Consider the following 16,734-nt stretch of genomic DNA (forward strand, 5'->3'; position numbering starts at 1 on the left):
ATTTACCGGATCGTTCCGCCGCACGCTGCTGCCGCGTTGCCCGTCTGAGTGAGCAAGAGGCAGATCGTGAACAGGACGCCAGCCATTCGTGGGTTCTCTGCGAGGTAAGCCGTTAGCGAGTCATTACTTTTCGTCATCGCATCCGTTACGTGGGAGAGGAGAAGGTTAACTTTTCCTAAATGATTTAGACGGGAAATAAATTGGAATATCGTTTCATTTCGCAAGAGAAACCAGACCGTACCCGGGGAGGCGGGATACGAAAGGGGAGGTTACCGCTTTCGACGGGGTCATTTCCATCGGTCCGTAATTCTCTAATCGACGCAAGTACAAGGGTAATGGCCGATTACGCCGATTTTCGTCGCCGAAGCTCCTCGCTGCAGCGGGACGGACGCGAGCCGTAACGAGTTTCGAGGTTCGCACCGCCCCCCTCGCGGTTTCGATGATTTCCGGGGGACGCGGAATCGAGGACCCAGCTGAAACGCTTTCGGGTGAGTACTCGCCGTCGTTTCGGAACGTCGCTCGTTACGGCGAAGGGAGTGCGAGCCAGCGCGTCGGCGCGGACGAGGGCCTTCGGGAACGCCTCCTCGTTCGAGGGAGCACGAAAGTGACGGCAGTTATTTGCCCGCAGAACCATCAGTTCGATACATGCGAGACGCGTACCTCGTCGGCGCGGCCCAAACCGACTTCGGGTCGTTCCCCGACGAAAGCTATCGGTCGCTGTTCCGCACCGCCTTCGAGGCGGCTCGCGACAGCGTTCCGGCGGGCATCGACCCGGACGACGTGGACGAAGCGTTCGTCGGCACGCTCGGCGTCGGCGGGCGGCAACTCGGCCTCTCGGGGCCCGCGGTGACGGAACACGTCGGCCTCGACGGGATCCCCTGCACTCGCGTCGAGAACGCCTGCGCGGCCAGCGGATACGCGGTTCGACAGGCGGTGCAGGCGGTGAAAAGCGGGATGGCCGACGTCGTCCTCGCGGGCGGCGTCGAGATCATGACCGACGCCTCGAGCGACGCGACGAAGTACTGGCTCGGCGTCTCCGGCGAGACCGAGTGGGAGCGCCTCTCCGGGACGACCTTCGCGGGCGTCTACGCCCAGATGGCCGACGCGCACATGGCCGAGTACGGCACGACCGGCGAGCACCTCTCGCGCGTGGCGGTGAAGAATCACGCCAACGGGGCGAAGAATCCCCACGCCCAACTCGGCTTCGAGTGCTCGCTGGAAGACGCCCTGAACGCGCCCGTCGTCGCCGACCCGCTGACGCTCTACCACTGCTGTCCGACCACGGACGGGGCGGCCTGCGCCCTCGTGGTCTCCGAGGACGCGGTCGAGGAGTACACCGACGACCCGATTCGAATCGCGGGGGTCGGCGCGGCCAGCGACCGAGTCGGACTGTTCCAGCGGGAGTCGTACACCTCCGTACCGGCCTCGCGCGAGGCGGCGGAGCGGGCCTACGAGATGGCGGGCGTCGCGCCCGAGGACATCGACTTCGCGGAGGTTCACGACTGCTTTTCCATCGCGGAACTGCTGGCCTACGAGGACCTCGGCTTCTGCGAACCCGGCGAGGCCGGAGACTTCGTCGAATCCGGCGCGACCGAACTCGACGGCGACCTCCCGGTCAACACCTCCGGCGGGTTGAAGTCGAAGGGCCATCCCATCGGCGCGACGGGGGCCGGACAGCTGGTCGAGGCCTACAAACAGCTCTCGGGCGCGGCGGGCGACCGACAAGTCGAGGGCGCGACCCGCGGGCTGACCCACAACGTCGGCGGCAGCGGCGGTGCGGCGGTCGTCCACGTGCTGGAACGCGAGCAGGGGGTGGAAGCGTGACGGACATCGTCGCGGTCGGAGCCTACGCCCCGCGACTCCGCGTCTCGGCCGAGGAGTTCCGCGAGGCGTGGGGGCGGTTCCACGCCGCCGGCGTCGAGCGGAAGGCGGTGCCGGAAGCCGACGAGGACGCGCTGACGATGGCTCACGAGGCCGCGACGCGGGCGCTCGACGCCGCCGGAGACCCCGACGTCGCCTTCCTCGCGTTCGCCTCCACCACCCCGCCGCTGGCCGAGGAGGACCTGACCGCCCGACTCGGCGGGATGCTCGGCGTCCCGAGCGACGCGACCCGGCACGTCTTCACGGGGAGCACCCGCGCCGGAACCCGGGCGCTGTTCGCCGGACTGACCGCCGGCCCGTGGAACGACGGCGTCGGATTGGTCGTGGCCGCCGACTGCCCTCGGGGGGAACCCGATTCGGCGGAAGAACACGCCGCGGGTGCGGGGGCGGCGGCGTTCGTCCTCGCGGACGACGGTCCCGTCCGCATCCTCCAGCGGGCCGAGTACGCCGACGAGTTTCCCGGCACGCGCTTCCGACGAGCCGGCGACGGGACCGTCGACGGACTCGGCGTCACGGGCTACGACCGACGCGCGTTCACCGAGACGCTCGCCGGGGCGGTCGAGCAACTCGATTTCGAGGGCGTCGACGCCGCCGCGGTGCAGGCCCCGGACGGGAAACTCCCTTACCGCGCGGCCGGCGCGCTCGGCGTCGGCGCGGACGAGGTTCGGGCCGGGACGCTCGTCCACGAACTCGGCGACGCGGGCGCGGCGAGCGTTCCGCTCGGATTGGCGAAGGCTCTGAGCGAAGGCCGCGAGCGAATCCTCGCCGCGTCGTTCGGAAGCGGGGCGGGGGCCGACGCCCTGCTCGTGGAGGCCGACGAGGTACCGACGTCGCTCGCGCTGGACGGCGAGGATAGCGTCTCCTACGCCGAGTACCTCCGCGAGCGGGGCGAACTCACCTCCGGCCCGCCGAGCGGCGGCGGGGCCTACGTCAGCGTCCCGTCGTGGCGGCGCACGCTCGACCAGCGCCACCGACTGCTCGCCGGGCGGTGTTCGGAGTGCGGCGCGCTGAACTTCCCGCCGGAGGGCGCGTGCAGCGCGTGTAAATCGCTGGTCGAGTACGAGGAGGTGCGACTGACGGGCGAGGGAACCGTGGAAGCCGCGACGACCATCTCGCAGGGCGGTGCCCCGCCGGAGTTCGCGGAAGAGCAGGCCCGGTCGGGCGATTTCGACGTGGCGATAGTCGCGCTCGACGGGCCGGACGGCGACTCGGCGAGCGCCCCCGCGCAGGTGACCGGCACCGACCCCGGAACCCTCGAAATCGGCGACAGGGTGACGACGACGATGCGCCGAATCTACACGCAGGAGGGCGTGACGAGGTACGGGTTCAAAATCCGACCGATTCGGTCGGATTTCGAATGAGAGGATAGCACAGCTATCCGCGCGGTTCGAAATTCGGCCGGTCGACCGAGTTTCGAATCGGGAGCGATTCGGCTCCTCGTGTGATTCCGGCAGTATTCGGGAGACCTACCGCTCCGCGAATTACCCATAAAAATTCTGTCTCGTGTACCCCTACCCGAGACAACTATCCGATTTCGCGGTTACGATAAAAGCTTTCTGTAACGAGTCGGAAATTCGATCTGTTCGCGACCGAATCTGATTTGATTCGCAGGACGAGCTTGTCGCTCGATGGACTCCCCCGACGCGGGCGTCGAACTCCCGGCGATCGGACTCGGAACGTGGAAGAACACCGACTCGGACCGCTGCGCCGAGACGGTTCGGACGGCGCTCGAACTGGGCTACCGACACGTCGATACCGCCGCGATGTACGGCAACGAGTCGGCCGTCGGCGACGGAATCGCCCGCGCCGACGTTCCGCGCGAGGACGTAGTCGTCGCGACGAAGGTCTGGCACGACAGTCTGGGCTACGACGACGTCATCGAGAGCGCGGAGAACAGCCGTTCTCGGCTCGGAGTCGACGCCATCGACGTTCTGTACGTCCACTGGCCCTGCTTCAGTTACGACCCCGAGGAGACGCTTCCGGCGTTCGACCACCTCCGCGAGGAAGGCGCGATTCGACACGTCGGGGTGAGCAACTTCACGCCCGACCTGTTGGACGAGGCGCGGGCGGTTCTCGACGCGCCTATCGTCGCCAACCAAGTCGAGATGCACCCGCTCCTTCCGCAGGCGGAACTCCGCGAGCACTGCGCCGAGCGCGGCGTTCGACTCGTCGCCTACTCGCCGCTGATTCACGGCGAGGCGTTCGACGTCCCGGAGCTGAGTGCCGTCGCCGAGAGGCGCGGCGCGAGCGAAGCGCAGGTCGGTCTCGCGTGGCTCCGCGAGAAGGGCGTCGCCGCGATACCGAAGGCGAGCGGTGAGAATCACCTCGCGGACAACCTCGACAGCCTGTCCCTCGACCTATCGGACGAGGACGTCGAGCGAATCGACGCCATCGAGGACGAAAAGCGAATCAGTACGGCCGACTGGACGCCGTGGTAGGGACCAGAGCGACGACACGCGGCCAGTATAGCAGAAAGCACTTACGGTAATTTCGGAGACGTACGGTGATGAACCGCGACTGGCGTTTCCGGCTTCGAATCGCGCTCGGCATTCTCCTGCTGGCGAATCCGTTCTACCTCTTTCCGCACGCTGGCGATGCGACCTATCGATACGAGGCCGAGAAGATCGATTACTCGCGAACCTACCTCCGCGCGGACAGCCAACTCGCGCGGGTCGATTGCTACGTCGAACACGAACGGGGGTGTCTGCTGGCGGTCGAAATCGCCCAACACGGCCCCGTCACCATCAACGCATCGGGTTTTCGGCGGTACCGGACCGGCGCGGAGTACGTCGCGCTGGACGACGCCGAAGACGGCCCCGCACCGTTCTATCGCCGGATCGTGAATCGATCGGACGGGCGAGTGACGGTTCGACTGGAGAAAGTCGCGCCCGAGACGCTCCTTTCGAGAATCGCGCTGAACGGGAGCGAACTGTCGAAACCCGCCCGAAAAGCGATGCGAGGCGAGACGGTGACGGTTCGCGGCGACCCGCTCCCGGAGGCGGACGAGGTCGTTCGAAAGGGCGGTGACTATTACGTCTTCAGAAGCGTCGGCTACGCCCCGCCGGATTCGGATCGAACCGGCGAGAGCATCGTCAGCGGTGCGGTGTTCCTCGCCGGACTCGCGCTCGTCCTCCCCGGCCGCCGCTGGCGCGTCGCGTAGAAAAACGCTTTTCCTTCGTCCCCGCGCGCTCTCGGATATGAAGGTAGGCGTACTCGGAGCCGGAACCATGGGACACGGAATCGCGCAGGTCGCGGCGATGGCGGGCCACGACGTGACGCTCCGCGACATCGAGGAGGAGTTCGTCGAGAACGGTATCGAGAGCGTCGAGGCGAATCTGCAGGGGGGCGTCGAACGCGACAAGGTGACCGAGGAGGAGAAGGCCGCGGCGCTCGACCGAATCTCGGGGACGACCGACCTCGAAACCGCGGTCGGCGACGCGGCGCTGGTCGTCGAGGCGGTGCCGGAGGAGATGGATATCAAACGGGCGACGTTCGCGGACGTGGAGGAACTCGTCTCCCCCGAGACCGTCATCGCGTCGAACACCTCGTCGCTCTCGCTGACCGAGATAGCCAGCGCGCTCTCCGACCCGACGCGAGCCATCGGGCTCCACTTCTTCAACCCGGTTCACATCATGAAGCTCGTGGAGGTCGTCGTCCCCGAGCAGGCGGACGACGGAACGGTCGAGTTCGCCGCCGAGTTCGTCGAGGACATCGACAAGGTGGCGGTCGAAGTGCGCGACTCGCCCGGGTTCGCCTCCTCGCGCCTCGGGGTCGCCCTCGGCGTCGAAGCCATCCGGATGCTCCAGGAGGGCGTGGCGAGTCCCCGCGACATCGACGCCGCGATGGAACTCGGGTACAACCACCCGATGGGCCCCATCGAACTCGGCGACGTGGTCGGACTGGACGTTCGCCTCGACATCCTCGAACACCTCCGCGAGGAACTTGGCGAGCGATTCCGTCCGCCCCAAATTCTGCGCCAGAAGGTTCGGGCCGGGAAGCTCGGCAAGAAGACCGGCGAGGGGTTCTACGTCTGGGAGGACGGCGAAATAGCGGGTGTGAGCGGAGGTGACGGCGAATGAGCGACGAATCGGACGAGACGAGCCGAACCGGCGAAGCGCCCGGCAGTCCCGAGCAAGTCGCGGCCGAGTGCGAGACGGTCGAGGTGGCCGTCGAGGAGCGCGTCGCCACGGTCACGCTGAACCGGCCGGACGCCCGCAACGCCCTGAACGCTCAGCTCCGTTCCGAACTGAAAGACGTGCTCGACGCGGTCGAAGCGTCACCGGACGTTCGCGTGGTCGTCCTCACCGGGGCGGACGAGGCGAAGGCGTTCGTCGCCGGAGCCGACGTGAACGAACTCCGGGAGCGCGACGCGCTCGAACAGCGCGAGGCGAGCAAGCGCCCGCGCGTCTATGAGTACGTGGACGACCTGGAGAAGCCGGTCATCGGGGCGCTCAACGGTCACGCCCTCGGCGGCGGGTGTGAACTCGCGCAGGCCTGCGACGTGCGTATCGCGCACGAACGCGCGAAGCTCGGCCAGCCCGAAATCAACCTCGGCATCATGCCCGGCGGCGGCGGCACCCAGCGCCTCCCCCGTCTGGTCGGCGAGGGGCAGGCGATGCGGCTCGTTCTCTCCGGCGAGATAATCGACGCGGAGGAGGCTCGCGACATCGGCCTCGTGGACGAGGTGTGCTCGGACGAGGAGTTCGACGACCGCGTCTACGAACTCGCCGGACGGATGGCAGAGAAGAGTCCGGCGGCGCTCGAACTCGCGAAGAAGGCCGTCAAGGCGAGCAGTCGGATGGAACTCGAAGCGGGCATCGAGTACGAGGCGGAGCTGTTCGCGCTGTTGTTCGCGTCGGAGGACAAGAACGAAGGTATCGACGCCTTCTTCGAGGACCGGGAACCGGAGTGGCAGCGGCGGTGAACCGCGCTCCGACTCGGAGTCACCCGCCCCCGATGTAGTCCGCGCCGTCGCGGTACGACTCGAAGAGTTCGCGGCCCCACGCCGTCGCTTCCCGGGTGTGGTTGGCGACGAGACCGCGAAGTTCCCCCCGCTCGTCGTACACGACGACGCAGACGCCGTCGCGCTCCCCTTCCACCGCGATGAGTCCGAACGGGAGCGTGTCGGTCGTCTCCCAGACGGAGAGTCCCCCCGACCGTAACGCCTCCTGAAGTCGGTCGCCGTAGTCGGTGACGAGGTACCGGACGACCGGACGTTCGAGCACGAGTTCCGCCGACAGATCCCCTCGCACCGCCTGCTCGTGGAACAACTCCACGTACTGCGGGAGGGCGACCGGCGAGAAACCTCGCGTCACGTCCGCTTCCGACACTATCTCCTCGACGTACTGAACCGGATGATTCGGCGCGTGGCGCTCCGCGAGGGCGACCGTCGCGTCGTCTAAGAGCGCCATCGGGAGGTCGCAGTCGGTCGGAAGGATGGATAGGAGTTGGCGGGTTCGGCGCACGTCTTCCACGCACCCGCGAAACGCGTCGTACTCGGCTTCGAGCAAGCGCCCGGCGAGCGTCAGTTCGAGTCCGGCGTCGGTTCGCTCGACGAGGTCGTGTTCGCGCAACTCCCGCACCGCTTTGTACACCGTCGAACGGGAGACCCCGAGTTCGTCGCCGAGGTCCCGTTTCGGTATCGGACCGGACGAGAGCGCGGAGAGGAACTGCGACCGTTTCGTCACGGTCGCGATCGTGTCGTTCAAATCGTCTCCCGTCTCAGTCATGCGTTACTCGTCTTTTTTGGCGCATCGAGCATAAATTTGTCTTAAACGGACACAACAGTTATGTAGGTGGTTCGGAGGTTCGAACCACGCTTTCGATCGTCGTACTCCGTTCCGGGGTCGAATCGTGTCTGATGAACTAAATTAATGAGCGTTCATTTCCATTACTCTCACGCCCGAATCGGAGATTCGAACCGCGTCCCCCAGCGCAATCGGCTCTCCGCTCGAACGCGGTCGGCACACGGAGGTCAGCAACCGATGATTCGAAACTCGACACTGGACGGCGGAGAAGAAACGCTACCGTGGTCGCTTACCGCGGCGCTCGACATTCTCGCAGCACCTCTCCGTCGGTCACTCCTCCGATTTTTCGCGGAACACGAAGGCCCCGTCTCCGTGACCGAACTCGCGGCGTGCTGTGTCGACGACGGCGCATCGGTGCGAGAACCGGAACGAATCGCTATCGCGTTACGTCACGTGCACCTCCCGCGACTCGCTGATTACGGAGTCGTCACCTACGATCTGCGAGAGAACACCGTCGAGCGAATCCCCGACGCCGCCGTCGTCCGAACTCTCCTCACCATCGTCTCCGACCGATAACGCCCCGTCCGAATGTGAGTGCGGCACTACTGCCGCACTTGTCAGAGGCACATTGCGGTACCGGACGCCCGCCGCCGGTGAAGACATCGACGGTGGGCGTTCTCGGAATCTGACTGAACGAATATATGTCTTTGGTTAACGACCCATATTAGTCGATTCATCGATGCGGAATTCGAACGTTTCCCTCGATCGGCGGATGGAGCGAACGCAACCTTTAGGCGGGTCTGACGGGCAGTAGTTCGCATGGCGATTCACAGCGACTGGGGCGATTGGCTCCCTCGCGCGGTCGAGGACGCAACGCCCTCGGGCGTCGGCATCTGGTATCTCGGCTGCAACGGATTCGTCCTGAAAGCGAGCGACGGAACGACGCTGTTCGTCGACCCGTACCTCGGAACGGGCGACCCGCCGCGAACCGTTCGCATGGTTCCCGTGCCGTTCGACCCGGCGGACGTGACGGAGGCCGACGCGGTGCTGGCGACGCACGAACACACCGACCACGTTCACGGACCGAGTCAGGCACCCATCCTCGAATCGACTGGGGCGACCTTCTACGCGCCCGACGACGGCATCGCCGTCGCGCGCGAGGACGAACGCTGGACCAAGGAGTGGAACGTCTCCGACGACCAACTCGAGGCGGTGGCGGAGGGCGATTCGTTCGACGTCGGCGAGTTCACCGTCCACGTCGAACCGGCGCACGACTCCGATTCGACGCACCCCGTTTCGTACGTCGTCGAACACTCGGCGGGAACGTTCTTCCACGGCGGCGACACGAAACCGGGGGACGAACTCGAATCCGTCGGCGAGCGGTACGACATCGACCTCGGCGTGCTGGCGTTCGGGTCCGACGGACGAATCCCGGACAAAGAGACCGGGGAACCGAAGTACACGAAGTGGTACAGCGACGAGAACGAGGTGGCGGCCGCCGCGAACGCCCTCCGGATCGACCGACTGCTACCGAGCCACTGGGACATGTGGAAGGGTCTCACTGCGGACCCGACCGCGCTCTACGACCACGTCCGGAGTTACGACTATCCGGCGTCGCTCGAAATCGTCGAAATCGGGGACCGAATCGACCTCTAGTGGGAGTGGCCGGTCGCTTCCTCGAACGTGATGCCGAGTCGTTCTTCGAACAGTTCGCGCGACTTCTCCTCGATGGCGGCTATCTGGGGGTCGGCCTCGCCCTGACTGTGGTGAACCGCCGCGTGGGCCTGCTGAACGAACGAGATGAGCGCCATGTCGCCGATGACCTCCGACTGCGTCTCGGTCCCTTCGCGGAGCAGGTCGATGAGGCCCGGCGGCAGTTCGAGGTCGTCGGTCTCGCCGTCCGGTCCTTCGATGGTGTACGTCGCCGTCTCGATGTCGTCTGCGTCTGCCATACCGTCAGTTCACCGTGAAGGGTAAAGGGTCTGTGGGTAGGCGCGTTGGGACGACGTCCCGGCGCGACGAAGCGCGTCGAACTCAGTCGTCGGAGAGCGCCGCGCTCTCCTGCGCGGCGCTCGCACCGCCGACCTCGGCGGTTTCGAGGTACTCGTCCGCGTCGATGGCGGCCTTACAGCCCATGCCCGCGGCGGTCACGGCCTGCTGGTAGTGGTAGTCGACCACGTCGCCCGCGCCGAAGATGCCGGGTACGTCCGTCTTCGTCTGGCCGCCCCCCTTGCCGCCCGCGGTGCGGATGTACCCATCCTCGTCCAATCGGACGCCCGTGCCTTCGAGGTAGCCCGTGTTCGGCGTGTGGCCGATGGCGAGGAACACCGCGCCCACGTCGAAGTCGAAGGCCTCGGTCTCGGGGTGGTCCGGCTTTTCGGTGGGGCGACCCTCGGGGTGGGTGACCATCTTGACGTGGCTGACGCCGCCCTCGGGCGAGCCGTGAATCTCGGTTACCTCGGTGTTCTTCATTATCTCGATGTCGCCGTCCTCGACCTTCTCCTGGACGCGGTCTTGCCAGTAGTCCTCGGCGCGGAACTCCTCGCGCCGGTGAACGAGGTACACCTTCTCCGCGAATTTGGTGAGGAAGGTGGCCTCCTCGAACGCGGCGTCGCCGCCGCCGATGACGACCATCTCCTCGTCGCGGAAGAACGCGCCGTCGCAGGTCGCGCAGGTCGAGACGCCGTAGCCCATCAGTTCGTCCTCCCCCGGAATCGAGAGCGTTCGGGCGCTCGCGCCGCTGGCCGCGATGAGCGCGTCGGTCGTGAACACCTTCCCGTTCGAGAGTTCGACCCGGAACGGGCGCGAGGTGTCGTCCACGTCCTCGATGATGCCCATCTCGACGTCGGCGCCGAACCGCTCGGCCTGTTCCTGCATGTTGTTGATGAGGTCGGGCCCGCTGATGCCCTCCGGGAAGCCGGGGTAGTTTTCGACCTCCGTGGTGAGCGTCAACTGACCGCCCGGTTCGTCGCCTTGCAGGACGAGCGGGTCGTTGTTCGCCCGCGCGGCGTAGATGGCCGCGGTCAGCCCCGCGATGCCGCTTCCGGAGACGATGAGCTTTCGGTGCTCGGGGTCGCCGCCGCCTCCCTCGCTTCGTCCCTTCGCGTCGCCGTTCCCCCCGTCGGCGCGCGCGATTCCGAGCTTCTCGTCGAGTTCGCCCGTTTCGTCGAGCGCGCTTGTCTCGTCCCATCCGCCGACGAGTTCGTCGTCGATGAACACCTCGGGTGCCGTCTTGCGACCGTTCGCTCGCTCGACCATCTCCTCGAACAGTTCCTCGTCGCCGGTCACGTTGTACGTCTCGTACTCGACGCCTTTCTCGTCGAAGAGGTCTTTCGCTTTATCGCAGTACGGACAGTCCTCCTTCGTATAAATCTCGACGTGAGGATGTTCGGTCATGGTGCAATATCACTTCCCATCGCGTATTTACCTTGCGCTGTCCTCCCTCGTTTCCGGTATCGTCAGCCCTCGACTCCGTTCGACTCCCCGACGTCGACCGTTCGCAATCGTCCGAAGCCCTTACCCCCTTCCCCTCGCTTCTCACGCCTATGACCGCGGATATAGACGAGAAGACGAACCGCTACGAGCGACTGTTGTCTGAGGCGCTCGACGCCGCCGAAATCGCTCCGCCGACCGACACGCCGATGGGCGAGGCGGCGGCGGACTGCAAGGAAATGGCGCGGTCGTACCTCGAAGACGGACGGCACTTCCGCGAGGACGACGACCTCGTCAACGCGCTCGCCTCGTTCTCCTACGGTCACGCGTGGCTCGACGCCGGAGTTCGGATCGGCCTGTTCGACGCGCCCCGAGAGGGACACCTGTTCACGACGTAACGCCGAAAATTCGACGTCTCACCCCAGGACGCCGAACCCCGTTTTCGCGCCGATGTCGAAGAACAGGTGCAGGGCGACGCCGACGACGAGCGCGGGAATCGTCGTGTAGATGGACGCGACGACGGCGGCCTTCTTGTCGATGGCGAGAAGGGGAAAGAGGGCGTCGCCGTCCTGACTGATGGCGTTCGCGGTGAGCGCGGAAAACGGAATCGCACCCTCGGCGTACACGCTGGCCAGCACGATCTGCGGGCCGCAACCGGGTATCAGTCCGATGACCGCGCCGGCGACGGGGGCGAGCACGCCGACGGCGGCGGCGAGTGATCCCACGTCGACGCCGAGGAGGACGACCCCGTACTCGTAGAGGAGGTACGCCGCGAGCACCCACACCGTGACGAAACTCGTCTCCAGCGCGGCGTGCGTCAGCGTGTCGTAGAGGTCGGCGAAGGAGTCGCGGGCGCGACCGACTCGCCCGTCGCCGAGGTAGCGTCGTCCGACGAAGTAGAGGTAGAACGACGCCGTCGTCCCCGTCAGCCCGACGACCGTGAACGCGCCGGCGTACGACGCGCCGAGCGTCAGCGGGACGTCCGGTGCGCCGGAGAGCAGGTACAGCACGCCCAAAACGAGTGCGACACCCGCCGACACCCACCAGAGGGCGTGAACCGCGTGGCTGAGCGGGGTCAAAACGGGGGACTCCCGGGCCGCGGTCGTTTCGCAGCAGTCGTACTCGTGCGCCGGATTGCCGCCGGGATTGGCCGCGACCGATCCCCCGTCCGTCGCCGTCCGTCCGAAAGTGGCGACCGCGCGGTCGACGCGACCGACGCCCATGCCGAAGCGGTCGATGGCGTAGCCCGAGGCGATGGCGGTGGCGAAGGCGATACCGTACGCGTACAGCGCGGCTTTTGGGGCCAGCGCGAGGATGACGAACGCGGAGTCGCCCGCCGTGGCGATGAGCGTCGCGACGACGGTTCCGAAGCTGACCGTCCCGCGGACGTACAGCGGCATCATCACGATGGCCCCGCCGCAGCCGGGCGTGAGACCCATGAGCGCGCCGAACAGCGGTTGCAGTCGCTCGTTGTCCGAGAGTCGTTCGACCAGTGCGCCGTTCGTCCGGTACTGGACGACGCCGAACAGGAGCACCGTGACCGCCACGAACGCGCTCACCTGCACGTAGCCGTCGCGCACCGAGGTGAGAAACACCTCCACGAGTTCGTTCATCGTTTCCGCACACCTTCCAGAGACGCCAGCAGATTTAGACTCATCTAAACTCTATTTTCGTAGGGGGGAACTTATACGTTTCGCCGGTGCAATTCTTGCCGGTCGGTTCGTGAACGATTCGAGGCGGGGACGAGGTAGAGCCACAATTCTTATTCGCTCTACCATACTCTGTACGGTCGCAATGGCGAAAGGTACGGTCACCTTCTTCAACGACACTGGCGGTTACGGTTTCATCGACACCGAGGACGCGGACGAGGACGTGTTCTTCCACATGGAAGACGTCGGCGGTCCCGACTTGGAGGAGGGCCAAGAAGTGGAGTTCGACATCGAACAGGCCGACAAAGGGCCGCGAGCAACGAACCTCCAACGAATCTGAGCTAGTTCCGGACGGGCTAGTTCGGCGAGGAGCGACGGCTCTGTTTCACTCGGTCGCCAACAAGATTTTTCCCGGTTCCCATCGACATCCACGATATGGTGGAGACGTACGTTCGACTGTTGTGCCCGGAGTGCGGAAAAAATTGGGAATCGAGTCCGGACGACCTGCCCGCTTCCGACCGGCAGTTCAACTGTCCGAACTGCCACGCGACACGGCGAACGTCGGAGTTCACGCGGACCGAACGCGACCTGGAGACGCTGAAACAGCTCCAGTAATCAGCCGCTCGTCGCCGCCCGCGCGCCGCACGCTTCGCAGCGTAGCATCAGCGCACCGTTTTCCCGTTCGAGTTGCGTATCCGGCAGCCCACACTCCGGACAGCGGACGAACTGCTCGGTGTACTCCTCGATGGCGTTCGCGATACGCTCGGCGGAGAACGACCCGGTCAGACGGGCACGACCCTTCTCGTCGATCTGCGCGCTCGTCCCCAGTTCGTTCTGTACGAACTTGAGAACGTGCTTTTCTTCGCGCCCGAGTCGGTCGAGCGTCGCCTGAAAGTTCTCGTACACGGTGGCGTTGCCCTCCTGTCGGACGTTCGGGTCGGGTACGTCGAACCTGTCGCCGCTTCCTTCGATGTCCGGCGTCTCGTCCAGCGCTCGTTCGAGCTGTTCGTCGTAATCGACCATACCCGTATCCAACGCCTCTGCCGATAAAAGCGTTTCAAACTCGAAAACGGACCGTATGGCGTGCTAGCGGGACTCAAGATAATAATATAACCCTGCAACCACTACATCAGCGTGCTTATGAAGAAGCAGGAGCTTATCCACCTTCACGGCCTGCTTGCAGAGGTCGGTAATCACTTCGAGAACAGAAACGGGGAGACGATTAGACTGGACGAGTACGACGCACTCGGCGTACGGCCAACATCCATTCACAAATCGAAAACTGACCACAAGGCGGCTGTTTTTGCGTTGGCTGGTGCGATAACGACGGAGATGCGTGCGACCGAACGCGAAACGGTCGCACCCCGAGCAGACTGAACAACAGCGCGTTGGCTCCCCGCAGTTAGAAAATTCCCGAGTGGTAACGCTGCGCTTCTAATTTAATGTGTCAGAGTCAGTACTGTGTAATATTCTCAGACGTGATAACGGGCTGCGGGATTTAATACAACTCTCTTCGAACTGTACGCTACCGAATCGGCAGAATGTCACGGGAGACAGAAAATAAACATGAACGAAAACGACACAAACGGACGGCGTTCGGACCGCGGTCAAGTCGGCATCGGAACGCTCATCGTGTTCATCGCGATGGTGCTCGTCGCTGCGATTGCAGCGGGCGTGCTCATCAACACGGCGGGGTTCCTCCAATCGAAATCCGAACAGACCGGGACGGAGAGCAGCGCACAGGTGACCGACCGCGTACACGTCGTCAGCACGATGGGCAACGTGACTTTCAGCGGGGCGAAGGGCAGCCACGTGGTCGATTACGTCAACCTCACGGTGATGAAAGGCTCCGGTTCCGGCGACATCAACCTCTCGACGGCGACCATCGAGTGGCTCGGCCCCGACGACGGACGTATCCTGACGATGGGCGACAGCGCCAACGGTACGCAGTTCGCCGTCGAAGAGATCCGGGACGAAGGCGACTCGCTCCCGGTGCTCGTCAGCAAGAAAGACCGCTTCCGAATCGTGCTCAACGCGAGTGCGATCACCGGCGGTCTCGAAGAGCGCCAGGACTTCACGATAAAGATCGTCACGTCCGCGGGTGCGATGACGTACCATCACAGCGTCCCGGAGACGCTCTCGGACGGCCACGCGATAGCGCTGTAATCGCCCCTCTTTCTCTCGTTCTCCGCTCGACTAGCGTCGCCTGTCGCGCCACGCCGGAAACTCCTCGCGCACGCGTTCGACGCGTGCTGGGTCGATGTCGGTAACGACGAGGTCCGGTTCGTCGCCCGTGCTCGCGAGGAGCGTTCCCCACGGATCGTACACCGTCGACCGACCGAGGAGGGTCGCGTCTTGGTACGACCCGGAGCCGTTGATGGTGGCGAGAAAACACTGGTTTTCGACGGCGCGCGCCCGTGAGAGCACCGTCCAGTGTTCGACGCGGGGGTAGGGCCACGCGCTCGGGACGAGCACGAGCGTCGCGCCCGCCTCCGCGATGTCGCGGTAGAGTTCTGGGAATCGCAGGTCGTAGCAGGTCGTCATCCCGACGGTCACGTCCTCGAACTCCGCGATACCGAGCGACTCGCCGGGGACGAGCAGTTCGGCTTCCGCGGACTCGTAGCCGAAGAGGTGGTGTTTCCGGTACACCGCCCGCCGCCGTCCGTCGCGGTCGAAGGAGACCGACGTGTTGGCGAGGCCTTCGTCGGCGGGCGTCCCGTCGTCCGTCAGCGAGAGGTCTTCGACGATGCTCCCGGCGAGGACGCCGATCCCGTGCTCCGCGGCGAGGTCGCTCACCGCCGAGAGCGTCGGCCCGTCCAACCCCTCGGCGTTTCGCTGGTAGGTTTCGAAGGCGAAGTAGCCGACGTTGAAAATCTCGGGGAGGGCGACGAGGTCCGCGCCGCGTCGGGCCGCCGATTCGATGGCCTCGGCCGCCCGTTCGCGGTTCGACTCCACGTCGCCGCCTTCGATGGCGAGCTGTGCGAGCGCGAGCCTCATGACCTGACTCCGACTTCGTCTCGAAGCGCGTCTTCGAGGTTCGATAGCTCCTCGTCCAGGTGTTTCTTGAAGTATCGCTCGATGCCGGGGATGCGACCCTCGACGACGAACCGGTTGACGAGCCTACAGCCGCCCTCCGTGGGGAGAATCTCGTGCTCCCCGGTCACGCGCATGGCCGACGAGCGCCCGACGAACTTCACGTACCTCGGTTCTTCGCGGACGACGTCCTCGGTCTCGACGGGAATCGTTCGGCTCACGAACGGAATCGGAAGCTCGATGTGCCACGTCGCGCGCCTGCTCCCGGCCTCGGCGTCGTACTCCGCGACGACGCTGATGGCGCTGGCTCGCCGCTTTGGGTCGGCGATGAACTCCCAGACCTCCTCCGGGGGAACGGGGAGGTCGAAGGTTCGCTCTACCCGGACTGTCATACGAAAAGATTGGCGTGCGGCGGTAAAAATCCAGCCACTTAGCTCGGACTGACCTTCCACGTCGTCGAACGGGCGCGCCCCCACTTTTCGATGTCCACGTCCTCGGACTTCTCGGCGAGTTTCGGGAGTCGGGACCCTACCTGCTTCGAGGAGAGGCCGAGGTGCTTGGCGATGTTCTTCGCGCGGAAGTACCGCTCACCGCCAGCGACGCTATCGCGTAGGAACTCGAGGATTCGCCGTTCCTCGTCGCTGAAATCTGTCATCCTCACCAACACTACGCGCCTGACGGTCTTAACCATTATCCCCCCGAAGAACAAGTGTTAATTTCGCGTCAATTCGAGTAGAGGTGCGTCGCCGTTATCGCCAGCACGCCCGCGACGACGGCGGTTGCGAAGCCCCACGCCGCGATTTCCGTCCCCGGAGTGGCGAACGTCACCGCCGCCCCGACGACCGCGACGAGCACGAACAACACGGAGAGGCCGACCCCCATGTCCGTCGAAACTGCCTGATTTCCTGCCATGTGACACCCTTTCCCGACCTTCGACTTAGTTCATTCTACTCCGATTCGGTGGGTTCGATGACAGATACGCGACCCGAGGG

Annotated in this window: 23 protein-coding genes; 13 read left to right on the forward strand and 10 right to left on the reverse strand. The window is 65.1% G+C overall.

Features of this window, described 5'->3' with window-relative positions; translation table 11 throughout:
• Positions 1-2 precede the first annotated feature (2 nt).
• Positions 3-137 (reverse strand): DUF7503 family protein, encoded by a 135-nt coding sequence (locus tag LIX00_RS26245; RefSeq protein WP_438267058.1) that lies wholly within the window; start codon positions 135-137, stop codon positions 3-5.
• Between the two features lie 508 nt (positions 138-645).
• On the opposite strand from LIX00_RS26245, the gene LIX00_RS02450 reads away from it, so the two are divergent.
• From LIX00_RS02450 to LIX00_RS02475, 6 genes are all read left to right on the forward strand, one after another.
• On the forward strand, positions 646-1,824 hold the full coding sequence (locus LIX00_RS02450) for a thiolase domain-containing protein (protein WP_227354598.1): 1,179 nt from the start codon (positions 646-648) through the stop codon (positions 1,822-1,824).
• On the forward strand, positions 1,821-3,242 hold the full coding sequence (locus LIX00_RS02455; protein WP_227354599.1) for a zinc ribbon domain-containing protein: 1,422 nt from the start codon (positions 1,821-1,823) through the stop codon (positions 3,240-3,242). Before LIX00_RS02450 ends, LIX00_RS02455 begins: the two co-directional genes overlap by 4 nt.
• 267 nt (positions 3,243-3,509) lie before the next feature.
• On the forward strand, positions 3,510-4,319 hold the full coding sequence (locus LIX00_RS02460; RefSeq protein WP_227354600.1) for an aldo/keto reductase: 810 nt from the start codon (positions 3,510-3,512) through the stop codon (positions 4,317-4,319).
• Between the two features lie 68 nt (positions 4,320-4,387).
• Positions 4,388-5,041 (forward strand): hypothetical protein, encoded by a 654-nt coding sequence (locus LIX00_RS02465; protein ID WP_227354601.1) that lies wholly within the window; start codon positions 4,388-4,390, stop codon positions 5,039-5,041.
• 37 nt (positions 5,042-5,078) lie between these two features.
• Complete coding sequence (locus LIX00_RS02470; RefSeq protein WP_227354602.1) at positions 5,079-5,960, forward strand: 3-hydroxyacyl-CoA dehydrogenase family protein; 882 nt, start codon at positions 5,079-5,081, stop codon at positions 5,958-5,960.
• Positions 5,957-6,805 (forward strand): enoyl-CoA hydratase/isomerase family protein, encoded by an 849-nt coding sequence (locus LIX00_RS02475; RefSeq protein ID WP_227354603.1) that lies wholly within the window; start codon positions 5,957-5,959, stop codon positions 6,803-6,805. Before LIX00_RS02470 ends, LIX00_RS02475 begins: the two co-directional genes overlap by 4 nt.
• A gap of 19 nt (positions 6,806-6,824) precedes the next feature.
• On the opposite strand, the gene LIX00_RS02480 is transcribed toward LIX00_RS02475, so the two are convergent.
• The gene (locus LIX00_RS02480; protein ID WP_227354604.1) at positions 6,825-7,610 is read right to left on the reverse strand and encodes a helix-turn-helix transcriptional regulator; all 786 of its coding nucleotides are present in this window, start codon (positions 7,608-7,610) and stop codon (positions 6,825-6,827) included.
• 255 nt (positions 7,611-7,865) lie between these two features.
• On the opposite strand from LIX00_RS02480, the gene LIX00_RS02485 reads away from it, so the two are divergent.
• Together LIX00_RS02485 and LIX00_RS02490 are read left to right on the forward strand one after the other, a co-directional pair.
• Positions 7,866-8,204, forward strand: a complete 339-nt coding sequence (locus LIX00_RS02485) for a DUF7344 domain-containing protein (protein WP_227354605.1) — start codon at positions 7,866-7,868, stop codon at positions 8,202-8,204.
• A gap of 243 nt (positions 8,205-8,447) precedes the next feature.
• Positions 8,448-9,284 carry an MBL fold metallo-hydrolase gene (locus tag LIX00_RS02490; RefSeq protein WP_227354606.1) on the forward strand — a complete coding sequence of 279 codons (837 nt, stop codon included), beginning with the start codon at positions 8,448-8,450 and terminating at the stop codon, positions 9,282-9,284.
• On the opposite strand, the gene LIX00_RS02495 is transcribed toward LIX00_RS02490, so the two are convergent.
• The gene (locus LIX00_RS02495; RefSeq protein ID WP_227354607.1) at positions 9,281-9,580 is read right to left on the reverse strand and encodes a DUF7545 family protein; all 300 of its coding nucleotides are present in this window, start codon (positions 9,578-9,580) and stop codon (positions 9,281-9,283) included. The genes LIX00_RS02490 and LIX00_RS02495 overlap by 4 nt on opposite strands.
• A gap of 82 nt (positions 9,581-9,662) precedes the next feature.
• Positions 9,663-11,024, reverse strand: a complete 1,362-nt coding sequence (grxC, locus tag LIX00_RS02500) for a glutaredoxin 3 (RefSeq protein WP_227354608.1) — start codon at positions 11,022-11,024, stop codon at positions 9,663-9,665.
• A 149-nt stretch (positions 11,025-11,173) separates the two neighbouring features.
• On the opposite strand from grxC, the gene LIX00_RS02505 reads away from it, so the two are divergent.
• The gene (locus tag LIX00_RS02505) at positions 11,174-11,458 is read left to right on the forward strand and encodes a DUF357 domain-containing protein (RefSeq protein WP_227354609.1); all 285 of its coding nucleotides are present in this window, start codon (positions 11,174-11,176) and stop codon (positions 11,456-11,458) included.
• A gap of 18 nt (positions 11,459-11,476) precedes the next feature.
• Here LIX00_RS02505 and LIX00_RS02510 read toward each other — a convergent pair whose 3' ends face one another.
• Complete coding sequence (locus LIX00_RS02510) at positions 11,477-12,673, reverse strand: putative manganese transporter (RefSeq protein WP_227354610.1); 1,197 nt, start codon at positions 12,671-12,673, stop codon at positions 11,477-11,479.
• A gap of 181 nt (positions 12,674-12,854) precedes the next feature.
• Between LIX00_RS02510 and LIX00_RS02515 the strand changes: the two genes are divergently transcribed.
• The gene (locus LIX00_RS02515; RefSeq protein WP_227354611.1) at positions 12,855-13,049 is read left to right on the forward strand and encodes a cold-shock protein; all 195 of its coding nucleotides are present in this window, start codon (positions 12,855-12,857) and stop codon (positions 13,047-13,049) included.
• Positions 13,050-13,144: 95 nt separating this feature from the next.
• Entirely contained in the window at positions 13,145-13,324 is a 180-nt protein-coding gene (locus tag LIX00_RS02520; RefSeq protein WP_227354612.1) for a DUF7836 family putative zinc-binding protein, read from the forward strand.
• Here LIX00_RS02520 and LIX00_RS02525 read toward each other — a convergent pair whose 3' ends face one another.
• Positions 13,325-13,732 carry a translation initiation factor IF-2 subunit beta gene (locus LIX00_RS02525; RefSeq protein ID WP_227354613.1) on the reverse strand — a complete coding sequence of 136 codons (408 nt, stop codon included), beginning with the start codon at positions 13,730-13,732 and terminating at the stop codon, positions 13,325-13,327.
• Between the two features lie 117 nt (positions 13,733-13,849).
• Here LIX00_RS02525 and LIX00_RS02530 point away from each other — a divergent pair, with 117 nt between their 5' ends.
• Both LIX00_RS02530 and LIX00_RS02535 read left to right on the forward strand, forming a co-directional pair.
• A complete protein-coding gene (locus LIX00_RS02530; protein WP_227354614.1) occupies positions 13,850-14,086 on the forward strand; it encodes a UPF0058 family protein in 237 nt (78 codons plus the stop codon).
• Positions 14,087-14,275: 189 nt separating this feature from the next.
• Positions 14,276-14,875 (forward strand): flagellin, encoded by a 600-nt coding sequence (locus tag LIX00_RS02535; protein ID WP_227354615.1) that lies wholly within the window; start codon positions 14,276-14,278, stop codon positions 14,873-14,875.
• A 30-nt stretch (positions 14,876-14,905) separates the two neighbouring features.
• Here LIX00_RS02535 and LIX00_RS02540 read toward each other — a convergent pair whose 3' ends face one another.
• From LIX00_RS02540 to LIX00_RS02555, 4 genes are all read right to left on the reverse strand, one after another.
• A complete protein-coding gene (locus LIX00_RS02540; RefSeq protein WP_227354616.1) occupies positions 14,906-15,706 on the reverse strand; it encodes a carbon-nitrogen family hydrolase in 801 nt (266 codons plus the stop codon).
• Positions 15,703-16,134 (reverse strand): SRPBCC family protein, encoded by a 432-nt coding sequence (locus LIX00_RS02545; RefSeq protein WP_227354617.1) that lies wholly within the window; start codon positions 16,132-16,134, stop codon positions 15,703-15,705. The genes LIX00_RS02540 and LIX00_RS02545 overlap by 4 nt, the downstream gene beginning before the upstream one ends.
• Before the next feature lie 38 nt (positions 16,135-16,172).
• A complete protein-coding gene (locus tag LIX00_RS02550) occupies positions 16,173-16,397 on the reverse strand; it encodes a DUF7123 family protein (protein ID WP_227354618.1) in 225 nt (74 codons plus the stop codon).
• Positions 16,398-16,465: 68 nt separating this feature from the next.
• Positions 16,466-16,654 (reverse strand): DUF7525 family protein, encoded by a 189-nt coding sequence (locus LIX00_RS02555; protein ID WP_227354619.1) that lies wholly within the window; start codon positions 16,652-16,654, stop codon positions 16,466-16,468.
• Positions 16,655-16,734 lie beyond the last annotated feature (80 nt).

This window comes from Haladaptatus salinisoli (genome assembly GCF_020614375.1).
Taxonomy (GTDB): domain Archaea; phylum Halobacteriota; class Halobacteria; order Halobacteriales; family Haladaptataceae; genus Haladaptatus; species Haladaptatus salinisoli.

What these genes read in the sequence shown, in the direction of transcription:
- LIX00_RS26245 (WP_438267058.1), bottom strand. Translation starts at nt 137, where the DNA reads ATGACGAAAAGTAATGACTCGCTAACGGCTTACCTCGCAGAGAACCCA.
- LIX00_RS02450 (WP_227354598.1), top strand. Translation starts at nt 646, where the DNA reads ATGCGAGACGCGTACCTCGTCGGCGCGGCCCAAACCGACTTCGGGTCG.
- LIX00_RS02460 (WP_227354600.1), top strand. Translation starts at nt 3,510, where the DNA reads ATGGACTCCCCCGACGCGGGCGTCGAACTCCCGGCGATCGGACTCGGA.
- LIX00_RS02465 (WP_227354601.1), top strand. Translation starts at nt 4,388, where the DNA reads ATGAACCGCGACTGGCGTTTCCGGCTTCGAATCGCGCTCGGCATTCTC.
- LIX00_RS02470 (WP_227354602.1), top strand. Translation starts at nt 5,079, where the DNA reads ATGAAGGTAGGCGTACTCGGAGCCGGAACCATGGGACACGGAATCGCG.
- LIX00_RS02475 (WP_227354603.1), top strand. Translation starts at nt 5,957, where the DNA reads ATGAGCGACGAATCGGACGAGACGAGCCGAACCGGCGAAGCGCCCGGC.
- LIX00_RS02480 (WP_227354604.1), bottom strand. Translation starts at nt 7,610, where the DNA reads ATGACTGAGACGGGAGACGATTTGAACGACACGATCGCGACCGTGACG.
- LIX00_RS02485 (WP_227354605.1), top strand. Translation starts at nt 7,866, where the DNA reads ATGATTCGAAACTCGACACTGGACGGCGGAGAAGAAACGCTACCGTGG.
- LIX00_RS02490 (WP_227354606.1), top strand. Translation starts at nt 8,448, where the DNA reads ATGGCGATTCACAGCGACTGGGGCGATTGGCTCCCTCGCGCGGTCGAG.
- LIX00_RS02495 (WP_227354607.1), bottom strand. Translation starts at nt 9,580, where the DNA reads ATGGCAGACGCAGACGACATCGAGACGGCGACGTACACCATCGAAGGA.
- grxC (WP_227354608.1), bottom strand. Translation starts at nt 11,024, where the DNA reads ATGACCGAACATCCTCACGTCGAGATTTATACGAAGGAGGACTGTCCG.
- LIX00_RS02505 (WP_227354609.1), top strand. Translation starts at nt 11,174, where the DNA reads ATGACCGCGGATATAGACGAGAAGACGAACCGCTACGAGCGACTGTTG.
- LIX00_RS02510 (WP_227354610.1), bottom strand. Translation starts at nt 12,673, where the DNA reads ATGAACGAACTCGTGGAGGTGTTTCTCACCTCGGTGCGCGACGGCTAC.
- LIX00_RS02515 (WP_227354611.1), top strand. Translation starts at nt 12,855, where the DNA reads ATGGCGAAAGGTACGGTCACCTTCTTCAACGACACTGGCGGTTACGGT.
- LIX00_RS02520 (WP_227354612.1), top strand. Translation starts at nt 13,145, where the DNA reads ATGGTGGAGACGTACGTTCGACTGTTGTGCCCGGAGTGCGGAAAAAAT.
- LIX00_RS02525 (WP_227354613.1), bottom strand. Translation starts at nt 13,732, where the DNA reads ATGGTCGATTACGACGAACAGCTCGAACGAGCGCTGGACGAGACGCCG.
- LIX00_RS02530 (WP_227354614.1), top strand. Translation starts at nt 13,850, where the DNA reads ATGAAGAAGCAGGAGCTTATCCACCTTCACGGCCTGCTTGCAGAGGTC.
- LIX00_RS02535 (WP_227354615.1), top strand. Translation starts at nt 14,276, where the DNA reads ATGAACGAAAACGACACAAACGGACGGCGTTCGGACCGCGGTCAAGTC.
- LIX00_RS02540 (WP_227354616.1), bottom strand. Translation starts at nt 15,706, where the DNA reads ATGAGGCTCGCGCTCGCACAGCTCGCCATCGAAGGCGGCGACGTGGAG.
- LIX00_RS02545 (WP_227354617.1), bottom strand. Translation starts at nt 16,134, where the DNA reads ATGACAGTCCGGGTAGAGCGAACCTTCGACCTCCCCGTTCCCCCGGAG.
- LIX00_RS02550 (WP_227354618.1), bottom strand. Translation starts at nt 16,397, where the DNA reads ATGACAGATTTCAGCGACGAGGAACGGCGAATCCTCGAGTTCCTACGC.
- LIX00_RS02555 (WP_227354619.1), bottom strand. Translation starts at nt 16,654, where the DNA reads ATGGCAGGAAATCAGGCAGTTTCGACGGACATGGGGGTCGGCCTCTCC.